A 19679-nucleotide genomic window follows, 5' to 3' on the forward strand; every position below is an offset into this window, starting at 1 on the left:
TTATGAATAGTAATTTTCAACTTAAAGCTTCACCTTATTCTTCTTTTATGCATGAAACTCGGGTCGATTTAGGCAACGGAATCGAACTTCATGTAGAGATTGGCGGTAAACCTGAACATCCAACTATTTTGTTAATTATGGGACTAGGTGCGCAGCTTTTATATTGGCCGGATTTCTTTTGTAAATCATTAATTGACCAGGGTTATCGGGTAATTCGTTTTGACAATCGTGATATTGGACTTTCATCAAAGATACGTCATAAAGGACCACGTTTAAATACTTTTAAGCTGATGGGACGTTTTGCGCTTGGTCTACAGAATCAGGGAGCACCTTATACCCTCTATGACATGGCTGATGATGTAGCTTTACTGCTTGAAAGAATGGGGCTGGAAAAAACCTATGTTATCGGTGCTTCAATGGGTGGTATGATTGCGCAGATTCTTGCAGCACGCTATCCGGATAAGGTCGAAAAGTTAGGCTTGATGTTTACCAGCAATAATCAGCCTTTGCTTCCCCCTCCTTTTCCAAAACAGCTGTTTAGCCTGATTGGCAAGCCTGAAAGCAATGATGAAGAAGGAATTATTAGTCATAGTTTGAAGTTATTTGAGATTATAGGATCTCCCGGCTATATTAATCAGGTTGAAGCCATACAGAGTGCACGTAAACTATATCAACGGAGTTATTATCCAGCGGGTGTACTTCAACAGTTTTTAGCAATATTATGTACAGGTTCATTGCTAAAGCTGGATAAACAGATCCATCAGCCCACATTAGTGATCCATGGATCACGTGATCGTTTACTTCCACCGAGCCACGGCAAAGCTGTTGCGAAAGCAATCCCAGGCGCTAAGTTTGAATTGATTCATGGAATGGGGCATGATATTCCGCCGCATTTTATTCCTAAACTTAGCAGTTTATTTGCTCATCATTTTAATCATACACATTAGGACACTATGGCTGCATTACCCTCTTTAAGACAGCTGTCATATCTTGTAACACTGTCTGAAACGTTGCATTTCACTGAAGCAGCGCGCCGTTCATTCGTAACTCAGTCCACTTTATCGGGCGGAATTATGGAGCTGGAACGTTTGCTTGGTGGGGTTCTGGTAGAACGTGACCGCCAGAATGTACGTTTAACTCCCCTGGGTGAACAGGTGGTCGCACGAGCGCGTGTATTGCTGGCCGATGCTCAGGATTTAATGCGTTTAAGCCGTGAAATGAGCGAGCCGTTGACTGGTGACCTGCATCTGGGCATTATCCCAACCATGGCACCTTTTCTATTGTCACAGCTACTTGAAGAAGTGCATAAACAGTTACCCAAGATTCAGCTACATCTGCATGAAGCTCAAAGCGAGAAAATTGTAGAAAAGCTTGAACATGGTAATTTGGATATGGTTGCTCTGGCTCTACCCTTTGATACACGTAATTTGAAAGTGGCTGAAATCGCAAAAGAAGATCTGTATCTGGTTTATCATAAGGCTGACCAGAAAGCAGCCAATGCAAACAGTCTGCAAGATCTGGATCTGTCGCGACTGATGCTGCTTGAAGAAGGCCACTGCTTACGTGACCATGCTTTGAGCGCCTGCCCGATTGGTGAGCGTAAAAATGATAGTCGCCTGAAAGCCAGCTCATTACCTACATTGGTAGAAATGGTATCTTCTAATTTGGGCTTTACTTTGCTTCCTGAAATTGCCATTCATAATAATATGATTAAGTGCAATGAAGAGCTGATGGTGAAATCGATTGAGGCGGCGCCAAACCGTACGCTTGCACTGGTTACCCGTAAAAGTACGCCATTACAGAGCGAGTTCGACGTCCTGTTACAGATTTTTCAGAAAATCAGCAGTGAGTTACAAGCTCAGGCTCATGTCTGATTATTTTATTTAGTGTAAAAAGGAGCCTTAAGGCTCCTTTTTATCATGATTGAAAAATCTCCAGTAGCGTCTGCTGGGCATTGTAAGGTACCTCACCTTCAGCCAGCTGGGCACGATGCCACTGCCCGTTGCCCTGTAATATCCATGCCTGCTGGTTATCTTTAAGATAGGTTGCCAGCCCCTGTTCATAGATACGTTTTTTCAATGCCGGATCTTCGATAGGGAAACAGGCTTCTACCCGATTAAACAAATTACGGTCCATCCAGTCGGCACTGGAACAGTAAATACGCGGATTGCCATTGTTTGAGAAATAATAAACCCGTGTATGCTCCAGAAAACGCCCTACAATAGAACGGACCTGAATATTCTCCGAAAGGCCTGGCAACCCCGGACGCAGGCAGCAGATAGAGCGAATAATCAGGTCAATCTTGACCCCAGCCTGTGAAGCCTCATACAGTTTGTTAATCAGCTGCATTTCAGTTAAAGCATTGACCTTTACGATAATACGGGCTTTTTTCCCAGCTTTGGCATTGGCAATTTCTTCTTCAATATAGTGAATCAACTGCTGATGAAGTGTAAATGGGGCATGCAGCAGCTTTTTCAGCTTGGCCATTTTACCCATTCCAGTTAATTCCTGGAAAATACGGTGTACATCTTCACAAAGCTCTTTGTCAGTGGTCATCAGGCCATAGTCAGTATAAATCCGTGCATTGGCTGCATGGTAGTTACCTGTACCCAAATGCACATAACGTACCAGCTTGTTGTTTTCACGGCGAATAACCAGAATCATTTTGGCATGAGTTTTATAGCCTACAATGCCGTATACCACTACCGCACCTGCCTCCTGCAGGACATTGGCTACCTCAATATTGGATTCTTCATCAAAACGGGCACGCAGCTCGATCACTGCGGTTACTTCTTTGCCATTACGTGCAGCTTCTGCCAGAACCTGTACAATTTCAGAATCCGGTCCAGAACGGTATAGAGTCTGCTTGATGGCCAATACCTGCGGATCTCGCGCTGCTTCACGCAGCAGATTAATTACCGGTGCAAAAGATTCAAATGGATGGTGCAGTAAAATGTCCTGTTTCTGCATGGCAGAGAAAATATTTTCTGATTTTTTTAGGACTTTAGGAATTATCGGGGTATGCGAGTTATAGCGTAGATGAGGACGTTTAAAGTTTGACAGCAGCCGGGCCAGATTGACCGGACCATCCACTTTATATAACTGCTCCTCATCCAGATCAAACTCATTTAGCAGGTACTCATAAATATGTTGTGGACAGTTTTCAGTTACCTCCAGACGTACTGCACGGCCAAACCGTCGCGAGCTTAATTCGCCTTTAAGAGCTTTAGCCAGATCTTCCACATCCTCATTGAGTGCCAGATCGGCATTTCGGGTCACACGGAACTGGTAACAGCCGGTAGCTGTCATACCGGGGAACAGGTCTGAAACGTGTTCGTGAATAATCGCAGACAGCATGACATGATGCTCTTTACCACCAGTCAGTTCATCGGGTAAGCGAACTACACGCGGTAATGAACGGGGGGCAGGAACAACAGCCAGATCAATCTGCCGGCCAAACGCATCTTTACCTTCCAAGGTGACAATAAAATTTAAGCTTTTATTTACCAGTCTTGGGAATGGATGCGCTGGATCTAAACTGATAGGTGTAAGTACTGGAGCAACCTGCTCCTGAAAATACTTTTTGACCCAGGCGGATTGGGCAGGTGTTAAATCACCACGGCGCAGAAAACAGATATCTTCTTCACGCAGCTTGGGTAAAATTTCCTGATTTAATATCCGGTATTGGCGGGCAATGGCCTCATGTGCAGTTTTGGAAATGCTTTCCAGGACCTGTTTGGGAGTTAAACCGTCAGGACTGCGGCTTTCATTTCCCAAGTACAGCTGCTCCATAACTCCAGCAACACGGATTTCAAAAAACTCATCCATATTACGGGAAAAAATCAGCAGAAAATTCATACGCTCCAGCAAGGGATGTATCGGGTCAACAGCCTGTTCCAGTACCCGCAGGTGAAAGTCCAGAATGGACAGTTCACGGTTAATGTAGCGGTCATTATATGTATATTCTGAAGGACTGGCTGGAACTATACTATTCATGCTGCAACCTATACGAATGAGAACTGATATATTTCATTCAAGTATGCGTTAAAATTTTGACAATTTCATAAAAAAAAGCCCAAAAAATGGGCTTATCTTTAAAAAATTATTAAGGAATATGGCTATAACGCATATATTTACTGATCATACGCTTGCGGTACTGTAATTTCCGGTCATTCCGGTTTTCATCATAGTATTTCGGATTTGGTAAAAGTGCAGCCAGAAAAGCGGCCTGTTCACGGCTTAGACTATGCGAGCTTTTACCAAAGTAATGCTGGGTCGCAGCTTCTACCCCATAGATATTTTCCCCGAACTCAACCGAATTCATATAAACTTCTAAAATACGCTGTTTGGTCCACATACGCTCCATCATCCAGGTCGCGATAGCCTCCTGACCTTTGCGTAAAAAAGAGCGTTTATTGTATAAAAACAGATTTTTAGCGAGCTGCTGGGAGATAGTCGAACCACCGGCCACCACTTGTCCCTTTTCTCCGTTACGTTCAATAGCGTGCTGGATGCCATCCCAGTCAAATCCATGATGCTGAAGGAATTTGCCATCTTCTGCAGCGACAATTGCATGTTTAAAGTAATCGCTGATCTGGTCATAGTCACGCCACTCATGCTGGATAGGCTGACTTCGATCTGCCCAGTAATCTAGTCGCATAAACATGGTGGTTTCAACCGGATGGGTACGCCACCACACCAGACTGCTAAAAATCCAGAGTTGTACTAAAAGAAACAGACTGACAAGAATTAACAAAGTGCGAACAATAATAGCTTTCATGTCAGAGAGTTACTCCTGTATTCATTTTTTTTCGTGTTAAGCTGTCTTCGACCATATCGTATCTGTTTTTAAAAAAGCATGTCGAACTATTCACCTTTTCCGGTTCAATCCAATACGCAGCTTTGGTGGTGTACAGCGCTTCTGATTGCAATCAATGTCGGGTTGTTCGCCTGGCAGATTTTCGCTGGTGTTGATATTACCCAGCCTGAGATCATTGATGCAATCCGCTGGGGTGCTGATTATGCACCTTTAACCTATTTAGAGGAACCTCAACGGCTATTCACCAGCATGTTTTTTCATTTTGGTCTGATCCATCTTATGTTAAACATGTGGGCCCTCTATATCTTTGGCAGTGTGGCTGAACAGCTGTTTGGACGGTCCTATTTTATAGGTTTATATGTACTGGCCGGTCTTATGGGAAGTCTGCTCAGCGGCTATATTGATGTTCAAAATACATATAGCCTGCTGAATCAGTTTGAACCCGAGCTATTGCCACGTGTAGGTGCAGGCGCATCGGGCGCAGTCATGGGTCTGGGGGCAGCCTTGGCTATACTATCTTTATTACCAGTACTGCCCCGACAGCAGTTTATTCTGGACCGAAAATCCTTATTACTGGTTATGGGGCTTAATCTGGGCATGGGTTTTATGATTAGTGGCATTAATAACGCAGCCCATATCGGCGGCATGTTGATGGGTATACTGTTAGCACTGCTCTGGTATCTCAGCCAGCGTTTACGTGTCAGCGTTATAGGGGGAATGGCTGGCCTATTGATAGGTGCAGCATGCTGTCTGGCCTTGTATCAGTATAATCTGGAGCAGATACAGCAGATTCAGCCCCTCTGGCAGGAAATTTTAAGCCAGATGAAAAACCAGCTTGGCTTTTAAACCAGGCTGGCATTTATCTAAAAACTTTTACTGATTAATCGAGCGCAGACTCTCTAATGGTGGAATATCACAGAGATAACTCAAGCGATATCGGCCAATCATGGCACATACGACTGTCATGACAAGTGGTAGAAACAGCCAGATTTCAGCATGTAACTGTATCGGCAACTCCATACGGTAACTGGCAATTGCACTGATCACCTCTGCAAACAGACAAGCGACCGCTCCGGAAATAAAACCGATTAATCCAATTTCCAGACTCAGCATCTGTTTTAATTTATGTTTTGAACTGCCAAAAGAACGTAATAGTGCAACTTCCTGCTTACGTTCGTCCAGCAGCAGGTTTAGACATGCCAGCAGTACCAGAAAACCGGAGATACTTACCAGTACTGCCAGTACAGTAATAATCTGTACCAGAACATTTACCAGCTGTTTAACCTGTTCCAGAATCATACTGACATCAATAAAAACCGTATTCGGAAATTGTTGAATCAGATTAACCAGTTTAGGCCTGTCTTCTTCAGGTACATAAAAACTGCCCAGATAACTGCCCGCATTTTCATCTATTGTATCTGGTGAAAAAATAAAGAAGAAATTAGGACTGAAACTTTCCCACTCAACGGTTCTCAGATTAATGACCCGGGCGTTTAACAGGCCTTCTGGCAAACTAAAACCCAGCTCGTCCCCGACCCTGATTCCTAACTCTTCTGCTGTTTTTGCTTCAACTGAAACCTGTCCAATCCGGCTAAATGAAGCAGCTCCCTCAATAATCCGGTTATCTGCCGGATATTGTTTTGTCTGGGTAAGATTAAGCTCACGTTGCAAGGAGTTACTTTTCTGAATAAGTTCACTTGAGAAAGGCTGACCATTTTTCTCAGTCAAACGTCCCCGGATATTTGGATAAAGTGCTGTTCCAGCCCAACCATTTTGTCGAACCTGTTGCTGAAATGGTTCAAGGTCAAAAGGAGGCAAGCCATAAACGAACTGGTTCGGTGTATCTACAGGGAGTTGCTGCTGCCAGCGCTCCAGCATATCGGTACGCAATACGGCCAGCACCGTGATCAGGCTTAAACCCAAGGCCAGCGCTGTTATTTGTAAAGCAGTCTGATAGGGTGTACGCACATAAGCTGAAATCCGGCCTTTTGCTGCTTTTAATATTTTTAGAATAAGCCAGACTAAGCCGTAAAGTACTATACATAACAGGATAATTGCCAGCATTACCCATGCCGTCAGTCGCAGATTTTCTGTGAGTACCACACTGAAGATCACCAGACTTAATAGCCCAGTGGAAAGCATGACCAGAATGGAGATAACCGATTTTTCCTGCTGACGAATCACCCGAATAGGGGGCGTATTCAAAAGTTGCCATAAGCTTGGTCCGATAAAACCCAACAACACAATGGCACTGGTAAACATGGCTACAGGCAACGGGCCCTGTAGCATGACCAGTGCCGAAAACTGGATGTTCAAATTAGGGATGAGCTGCAGCATCAACTGAAGCAAGCCATAACCAAGTCCAATTCCCAGTATTGCACCAAAACTGATGGCAATTAGCATGATAATCACCAGCAGTATAAGATAAGCCCATAAAATACTATGTTTGGAAGCACCCAGGCAGCGCAGCAGCGCCAGATGGTCCTGGTTTTGCATGACGTAGCGTTGGCTAGTGAGCGCGATAGCAATACCGCAGAGTAAAATGGTAAGAATATTTGCCAGTTGCAAAAAGGTATCCAGATTCTCAAGCGGTTTCATCAGACGTGTATTGGCTTCACCCGCATTACGCAACTGCAGGCTGGTAGTTTCCCCTGCCTGTTCTGTATCAATTTTATTTTTCTGCTTTTGTCCGGTGAGCTGTTCAAAACCTTTTTCAAAAGCTTGTACCTGTTGCGGTGATCCGGCCATCAATAAACGGTACTGTACCCGGCTACCCACCTGAATAGCTTCTGTACGTGCGATATCTTGCTGGTGAATAATGACAGTGGGTGAAAATCCCGAAAATCCTAATTCCTGATTGCTGTCTTTAACAATTTTTGCTGCAACGTTAAAACTGCCATCTGCAATCTGGATCTGGTCACCTACTTTTACCTTTAATAGTTCCAAGGCACGTGGGCTAAGCCAGACTTCTCCCGGATTGGGAATTTGAGCAGCAGAGGTACTCTGCAGTTCTCCTCTCAAAGGAAAGGCCTGATCTATGGCCTTAACATTAACCATAACAAACTGGTCATCCGTATGGACCATTGAGCTAAATACAGTAACCTTTGACTGTGCCAAACCCAGCTGCCGGGCCTGCTGGAACCATTTTTGCTCGAGCGGCGCGGTATCACTTAGCACCAGATCAGCGGCAAGCATTTCCGCTGCCTGTAAGGCAACCGCCTGCTGTACCTGCTGATTACTGAATTTAACTGCGGTTGTGGCACTGATGGCCAGAACCAGTGCAATGATCAACAGATAGATACCACTGCTACGAAAGCTCTGTGTTAATAGCGGTTTAAGCACCGGACTTAACATGGGTATCTCCTGAAGTCTTTTCAATCAGATGGCCATTCACCAGTTCGAAGTGACGCTGGCACTGTCGGGCAAGTTCAGGGTCGTGAGTAACCAGTACCAGTGTAGTGCCCAGTTCATGGTTCAGTTCAAACAGTAACTGCTCAATTTCTTCAGCTGTCTGTCCGTCGAGGTTGCCTGTTGGCTCATCGGCAAAAATGATCGCAGGCTCACTGATGAGTGCCCGTGCAATGGCAACACGTTGCTGCTCGCCGCCCGAAAGTACTTTTGGAGTCTGACCGGCCTGTCGCTCAAGCCCTACCCTTTTCAGAAGTTTTAAAGCCCTTTGTTCAGCTGTCTGGTAATGGAAGTCTGGCTGTAACCTGAGTGGTAACATCACATTCTCGACAGCAGTTAAGGCTGGCAATAACTGAAAAGACTGAAAAATAAAGCCAATGTATTTCAGGCGCACCTGAGCACGCTGCTCTTCATTTAACCGATGAACTTCTTCTTCGCAGATAATCAGTTCACCAGAACTGGCCTGATCCAGTGTTGCCAGAATACCCAGCAATGTCGATTTACCCGAACCAGAGCGACCTGTAATAGCCACCTGCTCTCCCGGCATAATCTGTAAATTAACCTCTTTTAGAATTGTTAAATTTTGATGCGGCAGTTGGATGCTTTGTGTGATCTGCTGGGCAGAAATAATCGGTTGTGGCATGATGGAAGATCGCAAATTGGCCTGATTCATAAAATTCCTGATATGCAAAATCGAAAATTGTGGTCTTTAATTCTTAAACGTCTGGCTATTGCAGGCTTGGCTGCAGTTCCGCTAATGGCGTCAGCTAAAACTATTATGGTTTTAGGCGATAGTATCAGTGCCGGTTATGGTATGAAACCGGAACAGGGATGGGTTCAGTTATTGCAAAAGCGCCTTGACCAACAGTACCCGAAACAGCACAAAGTGGTCAATGCAAGCGTCAGCGGTGAAACCACTAGTGGTGCTCTGGCCCGTTTTCCAAAGCTTTTACAAACCTATAAACCCCATGTGGTCGTGATTGAGCTGGGCGGGAACGATGGTCTGCGTGGACAGCCACCACAGATGATTGAGAAAAATCTTGGACAACTTGTACAGCAGGCAAAAGCTTCAAAAGCCAAAGTGCTGCTATTTGGCATGAAGATACCCCCAAACTATGGCGCGGCTTATAGTCAGAGTTTTGAAAATACTTATAAAAGAGTCAGCCAGCAGTATCAGGTAAAATTGATGCCATTTTTTATGGAAGGAATTGCTGGCAATAAAACCTTGATGCAGGCAGATCTGGTACACCCCAATAGCAAGGCCCAAATGAGACTACTCAACAATGCTTACCCTTATATTAAGGGCGCACTATAAATTAAAGGCCTGGTATGTCATTACATACCAGGCCTGATTAAATATTTTTCTGTGTTAGAAATCCAAAAACTCTACTTCACCTGTCTCGAGTGAATATTCTGCCCCTACAACAATCATCTTACCTTTAGCAATCAGGCTTTCCAGTACGGCTGAACCATGACGCAACTGGTTAACTGATGCGAACACGTTAGAACGTACTGCATGCTTGGACAGTTTCTTAACATCATTTTTAAGTTCGGTCTGCATCAGGATTTCAACTGAAGGCCGTACACGGTTCACAATTGACATCAGGTTCATGGAAGGTTCCTGATCCGGATTATTCAGAGCATTAATAGTGGCCTGAATTGCACCACAATGACTGTGGCCTAGTACCACAACTACAGCACAGTCATAACGCTCTGCAGCAAATTCGACACTTCCTACCTGCGAAGGTGCAACAATATTACCAGCTACACGAATAACAAACAGGTCACCGAGGCCCTGATCGAATACCATTTCTGCCGGAACACGTGAGTCAGAACAGCCCAGAATAATGGCGAACGGATTCTGGTCTTCTGCCATCTCTGCACGTTCCTGATGTGACAGAAGCTTGGGGTGAGTCGTCTCTCCCTTCACAAAACGTTGATTTCCCTGTTTGAGGCGTTCTAAAGCTTCTTGGGCAGTTAGCATTCTATTTCCCATCTGTTTTAAATGTTAAAAAATATTTTAATCCTGCAATTTTTGAATGTCACTGACAAAAAATAGAGTATCACGTACTTTTTTAACGAACTTCATGAATGAAACGTTTTTATAATGATTGATTCATATAGTTACGTATCAATACTTTGTCAAAATAAAAGACACTGTATGATCAGACCCGCTATTTTCCTGCTGACGGAATTGACTGCATTTTATCTGATTAGTTGTCAGTCAGGTATGCTATCTGTGCCAGAGTCGATAACAATAGCGATTTTTTTATATAATGAGTAACTTTTCAGGGAAGTCCGATAAATGACAGGCTCAAGCATGCAGCGTACTTTTAAATTTTCCTCTACAGTTGCCATGATTTTGCTCGGAAGCTGTTTAAGTATATTAAGTCCAACTGCAATTGCCCAAAATGAAGAATTACAGAAAGAATTTCAGCAGGCCTTACAGGAAGAACGGAGCTGGGCCGGGCTACGCAGTAAAACCCTGAAAGTCGGTGAAGTGACCTGGTCCTACAGTGAAGGCGGACCGGTTGACAAGCCCACGCTACTCCTCCTGCACGGTCTTTCCGGAAGCCGTGACAACTGGAACCGGCTGGCTCATTATTTAACGCCGCATTATCATGTGGTCATTCCAGATTTGCCTACAGGAGGTGAAACCCGGACCCCAGCAGATTTTGATATGTCTGTTCCGCACATTACCGAGCAGTTACGCCGTTTTGTCGAGGCAGCTAATATTCCAAACCAGGTGCATCTTGCTGGGCATTCATTGGGTGGTGCAATTGCCATGCTATATGCAGCCCAATATCCTTTTGAAACCCAGAGCCTATTTTTGGTCAGTAGTGGTGGCGTATTTCGAAATGCCAAAACGCCTTATCTGCATAATCCGGCTTACCTTAAACAGCTGGTGGTTTCTAAACCTGGAGATTTTAACTATCTGCTCAAAACTGTAATGCAGAACCCTCCCTTCTTGCCACGCCGTTACAAGCAGGCGCAAGAACAGATCATGATTGCTCAGGCACCACAAACAGCAAAAATGGTAGACCAGCTGGTGGCTTTAAATCGTACCTATACACCGCAGTCTTTTGCACTCTTAGCCCGAACTATTGATGCACCGAGTTTGATTATTTGGGGTAAGCAGGACAGAATCATTAATGTTGAGGTTGCCGAAGAGTTAAAAACACTATTAAAACACGCGGAACCGCCCGTAATTCTGGACCAGGTCGGCCATATGCCCATCATGGAGGCAGAACAGCTAGTCATCCAGCACTACCTGCCTTTTCTGGCGAAGACCCGGAATCTGAAAAAACCGTTAAATACTCAGCCCACTCAACCTTAGGCCATAGAAAAAAGATTATGACAATAGCCACAAAAACCGAACAGCTGATCGAAGCTCATCTTGATTTTTTACAACATGAATTTAGTTTACCTGAAACTATTGCGCTGGAATTTAGCAGTTTTTATCAATGGTTCAGAAAGCAGCGTTTACAGGATCTCTGGTCTTTTGAAGAGATTAATCATTTATTACATAAGCAGATTTTGGCCACACCCGCCAGCAGTTTTTTGATTGAACAGATTGCTGAACATATCCGTTTTGCACTGATTCATCCGTGTAACGATTCGACTAGAATAGAAGATGTTATTCCAGTACTGACAGTTGATCGTATTGCCCAATATGTAGCCAGCAAAAGTAAGCATCGTGAACGCCTCATTAAAAGCGTCGTAAATAGTCCGGCTTTTTCTGCCATGATTACTCAGCTCATTCAGCATGCCATTCAGGATTATCTGGATAACTCTATAGTCTCAAAAAAGGTGCCGGGTGTAAGCCGTTTTATGAAAATGGGAAAATCAGTCCTGGAAACTGTTACTGATAGCAGTCTGGATGATACAATCCATCATTATTTGCAAAAAAATATATTGAAACTCAGCCAGATGAGTGAACATGTGCTGAACCAGCATTTCAATAATGACAAGCTCTATCATTTTCAGGCCAATCTCTGGCATAAAATTAAAAAACAGCCTTTAAGTGTTTTACGGCAATATATTGAAGTTGAGGACTTACCCAATACTGTGAAGCTGGGGCATGAAATCTGGGACTTTATGCGCCAGAGCGAGTATTTGAAACAGCAGATCCATGATGGTGTACATGCCTGGTACGTCCGCAATCAGGAACGTAATTTTGATCTTTTACTCCGTGACCTGAATATTGATGAGTCACTGATCCAGCATGAGTTACAACAACTGTTACAGCCAGTAATTCAGACGATGTGCAGTTCCGAATATCTGCGTAAGCGGGCTAGAGTATATCTGGAACGGTTTTATACTTCCGAATCTGCTCAAAATATTTTAAACGGATAAATTGAAAGAGCCGCTTTGAAAGCGGCTTTTTTAGAGATTTTAGAATTCGTACTTCAAGCTTGCATAATATGCACGGCCAGGTTCGTTATAAGTCTGATTTACTGTATTGTCACGCAGTTTTTGCTCATCAAACAGGTTGCTAATACCAATCCGGCCACTGAAATTGTCATTAAATTTATAGCCTGTATTGATACCGGCCAGACCATAACTTTTAACACTCTCAGTAATTATACCCTGTTTATCTTCAAGCGAAGTTTCTTTATATTGGCGCGGTTTTTGACGGCCATACTGGGTATAAACAAAATTTACATCCCATGCATCAGTAATGTCGTAATTGAAAATAGAGTTAATTGTATAATTTGGCACCACCGAGAGAGGATTTCCTGTCTTTTTGTTTACCGAGTCAGTCATGTAAGTAAAGTTGTTAGTCCAGGTTACATTCCCCCAATCCAGACTGATACTTCCTTCAAGACCTTGAATAAGTGCTTTAGGAATATTAGTCCATTGCAATACATTATAGGTTGTATCCCCAATAACTACCTGCTGCGTTACTTCATCTCCAGAAGTAATTTTGTCTTCATAATCATTACGGAACCATGCCAGGCTGGCATTTACAATATCTTTCTGAAATTCGAAACCAATCTCTTTATTGATTGAAGTTTCAGGTTTTAGATTGGCATTTCCTTGTAGTACACACTGACTCAGACCAATCGGACAGCCATTTCCTCTTGTACCCAGCAAATATCCTTCCGCATTTTGATAAAGGTTTGGTGCCTTATAGGCTTTGGCAATACCACCTTTTAAAGTGAAGTAATCACCCAGTTTGTGGCTGAGGTTTAAACTTGGGCTCCAATTGGAACCTGACCGGTTATGGTCATCGAAACGTATACCGACCACCATATCTGTAGCATCAGTAATTTTCATATTGTTTTCAAGATATCCAGAAGCTATGCGCGACTTCATCTTGCTACGGTCTCCCGTAGTTAAATTTTCACTATAAGAGCCATCACCCTGCTTGGTATTTTCCTGATCGCTAAAATCATCTTCAACCCATTCAGCACCTATCGTCAGGTTTTGCGGGACATACAGTTCAAAAGGGACGGTGACTTCTCCATTAAAACGCAATGTATCGAGGGTAGAAGTCACCCGGTCTTCCAGACTGTTAATACGGCCTTCACTTGCTCCTGCTGTTCCTTCGGGTAGTCGCTTGTTTTTGGTACGGTCAAATTGAGCAATAAGCTTGCTATCACCCCAACTCCATTCTCCTTCATGAGTCAGAGCATAGTTATCGCGATACAACGTATTAGTTTCTTTACCAAATAATTGAGACAAGATGTCATTAGTAGTCGGGTCGAGATTACTGTTCTGTGAATCACCTGCATACAGGTTACCCTGCCGTCCCGAACCTATATCAAAAAACAAATGTTGATGATCAGTCATTTTCCAGGCCAAGCGGGCATTAATATCTTTATTTTCTACCCCTTCACGACCTGCGGCACGATAACCGTTTGACCCCACCACAGGATTGATGTCTGGCGCATCATTATCAGTTTTATTATAATTTCCATAAATTCGATAAGACAGAATATCCTGAATAATCGGTCCACTCAAATTGACACTTATACGATTAGTATCACCTTCTTTACTATTTTCTGGCTGGTTGGTATAAGTTTCAATAGAACCATGTAATTGATTGGTCACTTTTTTAGTTTTAATATTGACCACGCCTCCCATAGCGCCAGAACCGTAACGGGCAGCAGCAGGACCTCGCAATACTTCTATTGACTCGATTGCATTGACTGGTACCCAGTTAGAATCACCTCGCGTATCACGTTCACCTCGCCAGCCATAACGTACAGAATTACGTGAATTTACCGGCTTGCCATCGATCAGAATTAAGGTGTTTTCAGGACCCATTCCGCGAATATCGATCTGACGGTTATTGCCACGTTGGCCAGTAGCACTGTTACCGGTTAAGTTTACACCTGGCATACGACGTACATATTCCGAGATATCATTGGTTACGGGTAACTTATCTAAATCTTCTTCTGTAATGATAGAAACGCCCAAAGACTGTTTTACCTGCTCTTCTGCGGTAAGAACCATAGTTTCTAATTTGACAGCATCCTGTGGCTGGCTCTCATTTTCCTGCTGCTGAGCCTTGTCTGTTTCAGCTGCATTGGCTACAGATAACATAGCTGAGAGAATCGAAACGGTAAGTACAGACTTCATCATACGGTTAGACATTACTGCCCCCAAATTACGGATTTATGGAGAAAAATGAAATTTAATGTTGCGCAGTGTAACAAAAAACTTTTAAATTAGGAATGATATTGATAACAATTCTCATTATTTATATTTTCTTATGGTTATAAAAAAACCTCCCGAAGGAGGTTTCTAGATACATATCTGACCTAAAGTAAAACTTACTTAAAGTAAGCGCCTTCCGCCTGACTATGGTCAGTCTGGTCGACTACGCGTGACAACTCGGGAATATGCTGTTTCAATGTGGTTTCTACTCCCTGTTTTAGGGTTACGTCAATTGCTGAACAGCCCTGGCAGCCTCCACCGAATTTAAGTACAGCTGTTAGGCCATGTTCTTCATCTTCTACCACTTCCACCAAGGCACAGTTACCGCCATGTCCTGCCAGTCCCGGATTAATCTCTGACTGGAGTACATAGGTAATACGCTCTTCGATTGACGCATCTGGACCGACACGTGGTACTTTAGAGTTTGGAGCACGGAATGTCAGCTGCCCGCCGAAACGGTCTTTATTGTAGTCAATAACCGCATCACGTAGATATGGAATAGACGGGGCATCGATAAATGCGGAAAAATCTGGATAATCCTGTTTGTAGTCAGTAGGAATAATCTCTTCCGGAGCACTATACGCCATACAGCATTCAGCACGTGGTGTTCCCGGATTTTCTACAAAAATACGAACACCAATTCCCGGAGTATTCTGCTTTTCTAGCAAATCATGCAAATACTCTTGTGCATTTGGAGTAATTAACAGGTTCGGGATCTCTTCTGCTACTGCAGTGCTGTTGGTCTCAGTCGACATAACAATTATTCCTCAAGCTATTGCAAGTATTTTAACTGAAGATGCGGGGGATTTCGAAAAAATCAACTAAAATTGTCGGAATTATTATGAAACTCCCATCCACGATCTGTTTTAATGGCATGATGACTTTAAACAGATCCAAATGAATACGAGATTTTATGCTAGGTCTACCTTTTAATCATACCGTTACCCTGATTATTATCACAGTGATCGTTTCACTGCTGGCATTTTCCAATCAGGCCCTGATGAATCGCCTGATTTTCTGGCCACCAGCCATGCAGAAAGGTCAGTATGACCGTTTTATTACTCATGGTTTTGTGCATGCAGATGGCGCTCATCTGCTGTTCAATATGATTACCCTGTTTTTCTTTGGCAGTATTATTGAAAGCTTTTATCGACAGTACTTTTATGATCTGGGCTTTGTTCTGTTTTATCTGGGTGGATTAATCATTGCAATTCTGCCAAGTTACCTTAAACATAAAAATGATAGCCGTTGGGCCAGCTTAGGCGCATCCGGCGCAGTTTCTGCTGTTTTGTTTGCATACATCCTGTTTGAGCCCTGGAAACTGATTTTTGTATTTTTTATTCCGGTACCCGCTATTATTTTTGCAGTTTTATATATAGCGTACAGTATCTGGTCCGGTAAGCGAGGTAACAGTAATATTAACCATAGTGCTCACTTATGGGGTGCTGCTTACGGGGTGATAATGACTGTTATTCTTGAGCCACGCCTGATTCCACACTTTTTGAACAAACTATCACAACTGCCTTCTTTTTAATAATCTGAATGTAGTAATCAATTAAATTTCTTCTTAAAAAAATTGCTTAGTATAGTGACAATTGTTCTAAGCAATTTTCTTACTTACTAAAGCAAAATTTATTCATTTTTCAACGAGTGGCTTTGTCTTAGGCTTGGCAGCAAGCTTATTGCCACTTGATTAGATTATGAAAAAAATTAAACTATTTTTTACCCTTACCAGTTTGGCACTCAGTTTTTCTCTGTCTGGCTGTAATGATGATAAAAACGAAGACAATAAACAGAATAAAATACAGCAGCCTAATATATTGTTTATTATGGCAGATGACTTAGGCTATTCAGATCTGGGAGCATTTGGCAGTGAAATACATACGCCTAATCTGGATGCATTAGCGCAAGCGGGTAAAATTCTTACCGATTATCATACAGCCGCAACCTGCTCTCCTACCCGTTCCCAATTGATTTCAGGTACAGATCATCATCTGGCCGGAATTGGTGCAATGGCAGAACTCACTCCTGCCCATTTAAAAGGTCAACCAGGTTATGAGGGCTATCTGAACGAGCGATCTTTATCAATTGCAGAAGTCTTGCGTGATCATGGTTACCGTACTTATATCAGTGGAAAATGGCATTTAGGCTTGACGCCTGAGAGTAATGCTCATGTCAAAGGATTTGACCGCTCTTTCACCTTGCTTCAGGGCTTGGATTTACATTTTAAAGACGCACCTGCTGCATTTAAACGCACAGCGACTTATACAGAAGACGGGAAAATTATTTCTATCGCAGATTTACCTGATGACTTTTTTTCAACAAATTATTTTACTGATAAATTACTGGAATATCTGGAAAGTGGCAAAAATAGTGGCAAACCTTTCTTTGCTTATGCAGCTTACACCGCACCCCACTGGCCCATACAGGCGCCTGAAGCTTATAGCAATAAATATAAAGGCGTTTATGATGCAGGATATGGGGTCATCCGCGAAAACCGGATTAAACGCCAGAAACAGCTCGGTATTATTCCTCCTGACTTTCAGTCAGCCACACCGTTGGCAACTGATAAATTAGGTTATGGCCAATGGACTGAACTGAGTCCAGAACAAAGAGCTATAGAAGCCCGTAAAATGGAAGTTTATGCGGGTATGGTAGAAAACCTGGATGCTAATATTGGCAAAATTATCCAGTACTTAAAAGCTAACCGTCTTTATGATAACACCCTTATCTTTTTTGTTTCTGATAATGGTGCAGAAGGTACTATTCGCGGAGTAAGCGATCCGAGTTTCGATGCTTCTCTGAATGCTGTTGGTACAGCACAGTCCTATCATTATATTGGTCCACGTTGGGCAGAGGTCAGTGCTGCTCCTTTTCATCTATGGAAAGAAACCGCTGGTGAAGGCGCAACTATTGCACCTGCAATAATAAAAGTCCCTAATGTATTATCAGATTCACAAAAATATCATGGGTTTACTTCAGTACTTGATGTACTGCCTACTGTACTGGATTTCGCCAGCATTCCTGTACCGCAAAGTGAATATAAGGGAAGAAAAATTAACACACCAAATGGCTATTCATGGAAAGCACTCCTACAAAATAAAGCTGCCTCGGTTCGCCCTGCCGATTTCATATTCGGGGATGAATTACATGGCAACAAATATCTACGTTCAGGTGAATGGAAAATAGCCTTGCAGGCGAAACCTGAACTTGGTACAGGCCAGTGGGAACTTTATAATCTGAAAAATGACCGCGGCGAAAATCAGAATCTTGCCGAGCAGTATCCCGATCAGGTTCAAAAGCTGAGTCAACTTTATCAGCAGTATGTACAGCAGCATGGTGTACTGGAATACCGCAAATGAAATTAGCGTTAAGATTAGGGCTGTGCAGTCTACTTTTTGCAGGCTGCCATAACACCGAACAAAGTAGCCTCCCCACAAATAAAAAAAATTTAAATCTGGGAAATATAACATACTGTCAGTCATATTCTGGACTGCCTTCAGGCTGGTTAGAACAGGCACATGCCGGGATGTTATATATTCCTGAAGGCGAGGTGAAATTAGGATCAGAACTGGCTTATCCAGATGAGATCAATTTTGGGGCTCAAAAAAGGAAAGTGAAAGGATTCTGGATTGATCAGACTGAAGTGACTGTGGCTCAGTTTGCAAGTTTTATAGCAGCTACACACTATATTACCGATGCCGAAAAACAGAACGAAGCTGCCGTATTTGAAGCAGATGAGCAGTCACCACAACAGTGGTGGAAACTTAAATCAGGTTATAACTGGCGCTTGCCTGAAGGGCCAGAGGGTCCACCTGCCCGCGCTAACGAAGCAGTACGGTATATTACCAAAAACGATGCTGAACATTACGCGCTCTGGCTCGGCCATGATTTACCTTCTGAAGTTGAATGGGAATACGCAGCCAAAGGTAATGACGAGACAGATGTGCCCTTAAAACATGAACCGCGTAATCATCAGCACCGGCCTGATGCAAATTACTGGCAAGGTGATTTTCCCTTTCAGAATACTCAAGAAGACCATTTTAAAGGTATAGCCCCTGTGGGCTGTTTCAGCCCGAATGCCTTTGGGCTTTATGATATGATTGGTAACGTATGGGAATGGACCAGTTCCGTATATACCGGTGCTCATGATGAGCATATGGGAAATTATTCAGCGTTAAGAACTTCGCAGCATATCCCACAATCCTTTGTGATTAAGGGGGGCTCCTTTCTTTGTGCCAGTCAATACTGTGCCCGTTATAGAAAAAGTAGCCGTCATCCACAAGAATTTAACCTTGCTACGACTCATACCGGGTTTCGTACTATTGACCGTAGTAAATAACTACATTCACTGGCTCATTTTACAAAGAAAAAACTGAACAGAGTAAAGACCATATATTGTTTTATAAACTTTAATTCATGGCTTGAGCCACAAGATCATAAAGCAACCATCATAGTAAATATTTAAAAATAAATATAATAAAAACAAAAACCAAGATTGAGTCATAAAAGAAGTTTTATTATTTTTCGGTAAACTGCTGAATAGGTTTAAATAGCTGTAGCTCATACTGAACAAGCAAGTATTATGCTTGAACCAGCGTGGCTTTTATTATTATCCAAACGATTTCTAGTCATCAAAACAGATCAGACAAATTCACGGTTGATCTATTTATAGAGAAAAGCATTCTACTGGTAGACGGTTTTACTCTCTTTACTCACCAAATGAGTTTTCTTATTTTCTTGCAATTTTGTCACATAATGCCACCCCTTAATCTAATCTGGCATA

At 42.9% G+C, this 19679-nt stretch carries 16 protein-coding genes; 9 read left to right on the forward strand and 7 right to left on the reverse strand.

The features are described 5' to 3' along the window. Nucleotides 1-2: 2 nt before the first annotated feature. Nucleotides 3-947, forward strand: a complete 945-nt coding sequence (gene estB, locus ACRAD_RS10520) for an esterase EstB (RefSeq protein WP_005019072.1) — start codon at nucleotides 3-5, stop codon at nucleotides 945-947. Nucleotides 948-953: 6 nt separating this feature from the next. Beyond that, the gene (oxyR, locus tag ACRAD_RS10525; RefSeq protein ID WP_005027304.1) at nucleotides 954-1874 is read left to right on the forward strand and encodes a LysR family transcriptional regulator OxyR; all 921 of its coding nucleotides are present in this window, start codon (nucleotides 954-956) and stop codon (nucleotides 1872-1874) included. Between the two features lie 43 nt (nucleotides 1875-1917). Here oxyR and ppk1 read toward each other — a convergent pair whose 3' ends face one another. After that, nucleotides 1918-3996, reverse strand: coding sequence for a polyphosphate kinase 1 (gene ppk1 / locus ACRAD_RS10530; protein WP_005019069.1), 2079 nt, complete (start codon nucleotides 3994-3996; stop codon nucleotides 1918-1920). A 109-nt stretch (nucleotides 3997-4105) separates the two neighbouring features. Beyond that, complete coding sequence (gene mtgA, locus ACRAD_RS10535; protein ID WP_005019068.1) at nucleotides 4106-4780, reverse strand: monofunctional biosynthetic peptidoglycan transglycosylase; 675 nt, start codon at nucleotides 4778-4780, stop codon at nucleotides 4106-4108. A gap of 78 nt (nucleotides 4781-4858) precedes the next feature. On the opposite strand from mtgA, the gene ACRAD_RS10540 reads away from it, so the two are divergent. After that, nucleotides 4859-5665 carry a rhomboid family intramembrane serine protease gene (locus ACRAD_RS10540; RefSeq protein WP_005027306.1) on the forward strand — a complete coding sequence of 269 codons (807 nt, stop codon included), beginning with the start codon at nucleotides 4859-4861 and terminating at the stop codon, nucleotides 5663-5665. A gap of 27 nt (nucleotides 5666-5692) precedes the next feature. Here the strand turns inward: ACRAD_RS10540 and ACRAD_RS10545 are convergent, their stop codons facing one another. After that, nucleotides 5693-8173, reverse strand: coding sequence for an ABC transporter permease (locus tag ACRAD_RS10545; protein WP_005027308.1), 2481 nt, complete (start codon nucleotides 8171-8173; stop codon nucleotides 5693-5695). Further along, a complete protein-coding gene (locus ACRAD_RS10550; RefSeq protein ID WP_005027311.1) occupies nucleotides 8154-8900 on the reverse strand; it encodes an ABC transporter ATP-binding protein in 747 nt (248 codons plus the stop codon). The genes ACRAD_RS10545 and ACRAD_RS10550 overlap by 20 nt, the downstream gene beginning before the upstream one ends. An 84-nt stretch (nucleotides 8901-8984) precedes the next feature. On the opposite strand from ACRAD_RS10550, the gene ACRAD_RS10555 reads away from it, so the two are divergent. Beyond that, entirely contained in the window at nucleotides 8985-9542 is a 558-nt protein-coding gene (locus tag ACRAD_RS10555) for an arylesterase (protein WP_372410819.1), read from the forward strand. A gap of 54 nt (nucleotides 9543-9596) precedes the next feature. Here ACRAD_RS10555 and ACRAD_RS10560 read toward each other — a convergent pair whose 3' ends face one another. Next, nucleotides 9597-10211 (reverse strand): carbonic anhydrase, encoded by a 615-nt coding sequence (locus ACRAD_RS10560; protein WP_005019060.1) that lies wholly within the window; start codon nucleotides 10209-10211, stop codon nucleotides 9597-9599. 321 nt (nucleotides 10212-10532) lie between these two features. Here ACRAD_RS10560 and ACRAD_RS10565 point away from each other — a divergent pair, with 321 nt between their 5' ends. Together ACRAD_RS10565 and ACRAD_RS10570 are read left to right on the forward strand one after the other, a co-directional pair. Then, a complete protein-coding gene (locus ACRAD_RS10565; protein ID WP_005027314.1) occupies nucleotides 10533-11564 on the forward strand; it encodes an alpha/beta fold hydrolase in 1032 nt (343 codons plus the stop codon). A 17-nt stretch (nucleotides 11565-11581) separates the two neighbouring features. Continuing rightward, the gene (locus tag ACRAD_RS10570) at nucleotides 11582-12583 is read left to right on the forward strand and encodes a hypothetical protein (RefSeq protein WP_005027316.1); all 1002 of its coding nucleotides are present in this window, start codon (nucleotides 11582-11584) and stop codon (nucleotides 12581-12583) included. A 39-nt stretch (nucleotides 12584-12622) separates the two neighbouring features. On the opposite strand, the gene ACRAD_RS10575 is transcribed toward ACRAD_RS10570, so the two are convergent. Both ACRAD_RS10575 and nfuA read right to left on the reverse strand, forming a co-directional pair. Further along, a complete protein-coding gene (locus ACRAD_RS10575; RefSeq protein ID WP_005027318.1) occupies nucleotides 12623-14830 on the reverse strand; it encodes a TonB-dependent siderophore receptor in 2208 nt (735 codons plus the stop codon). Between the two features lie 179 nt (nucleotides 14831-15009). Further along, entirely contained in the window at nucleotides 15010-15648 is a 639-nt protein-coding gene (nfuA, locus tag ACRAD_RS10580) for a Fe-S biogenesis protein NfuA (protein ID WP_005027320.1), read from the reverse strand. A gap of 158 nt (nucleotides 15649-15806) precedes the next feature. Between nfuA and ACRAD_RS10585 the strand changes: the two genes are divergently transcribed. The 3 genes from ACRAD_RS10585 (at nucleotide 15807) to ACRAD_RS10595 (ending at nucleotide 19235) form a co-directional block, all read left to right on the forward strand. Next, entirely contained in the window at nucleotides 15807-16427 is a 621-nt protein-coding gene (locus ACRAD_RS10585) for a rhomboid family intramembrane serine protease (protein WP_005019051.1), read from the forward strand. 166 nt (nucleotides 16428-16593) lie between these two features. After that, a complete protein-coding gene (locus tag ACRAD_RS10590) occupies nucleotides 16594-18255 on the forward strand; it encodes an arylsulfatase (RefSeq protein ID WP_005027322.1) in 1662 nt (553 codons plus the stop codon). Continuing rightward, nucleotides 18252-19235, forward strand: a complete 984-nt coding sequence (locus tag ACRAD_RS10595; RefSeq protein ID WP_005027324.1) for an SUMF1/EgtB/PvdO family nonheme iron enzyme — start codon at nucleotides 18252-18254, stop codon at nucleotides 19233-19235. The genes ACRAD_RS10590 and ACRAD_RS10595 overlap by 4 nt, the downstream gene beginning before the upstream one ends. Nucleotides 19236-19679: the final 444 nt, after the last annotated feature.

It is taken from the genome of Acinetobacter radioresistens DSM 6976 = NBRC 102413 = CIP 103788, from assembly GCF_006757745.1.
GTDB classification, from domain to species: domain Bacteria; phylum Pseudomonadota; class Gammaproteobacteria; order Pseudomonadales; family Moraxellaceae; genus Acinetobacter; species Acinetobacter radioresistens.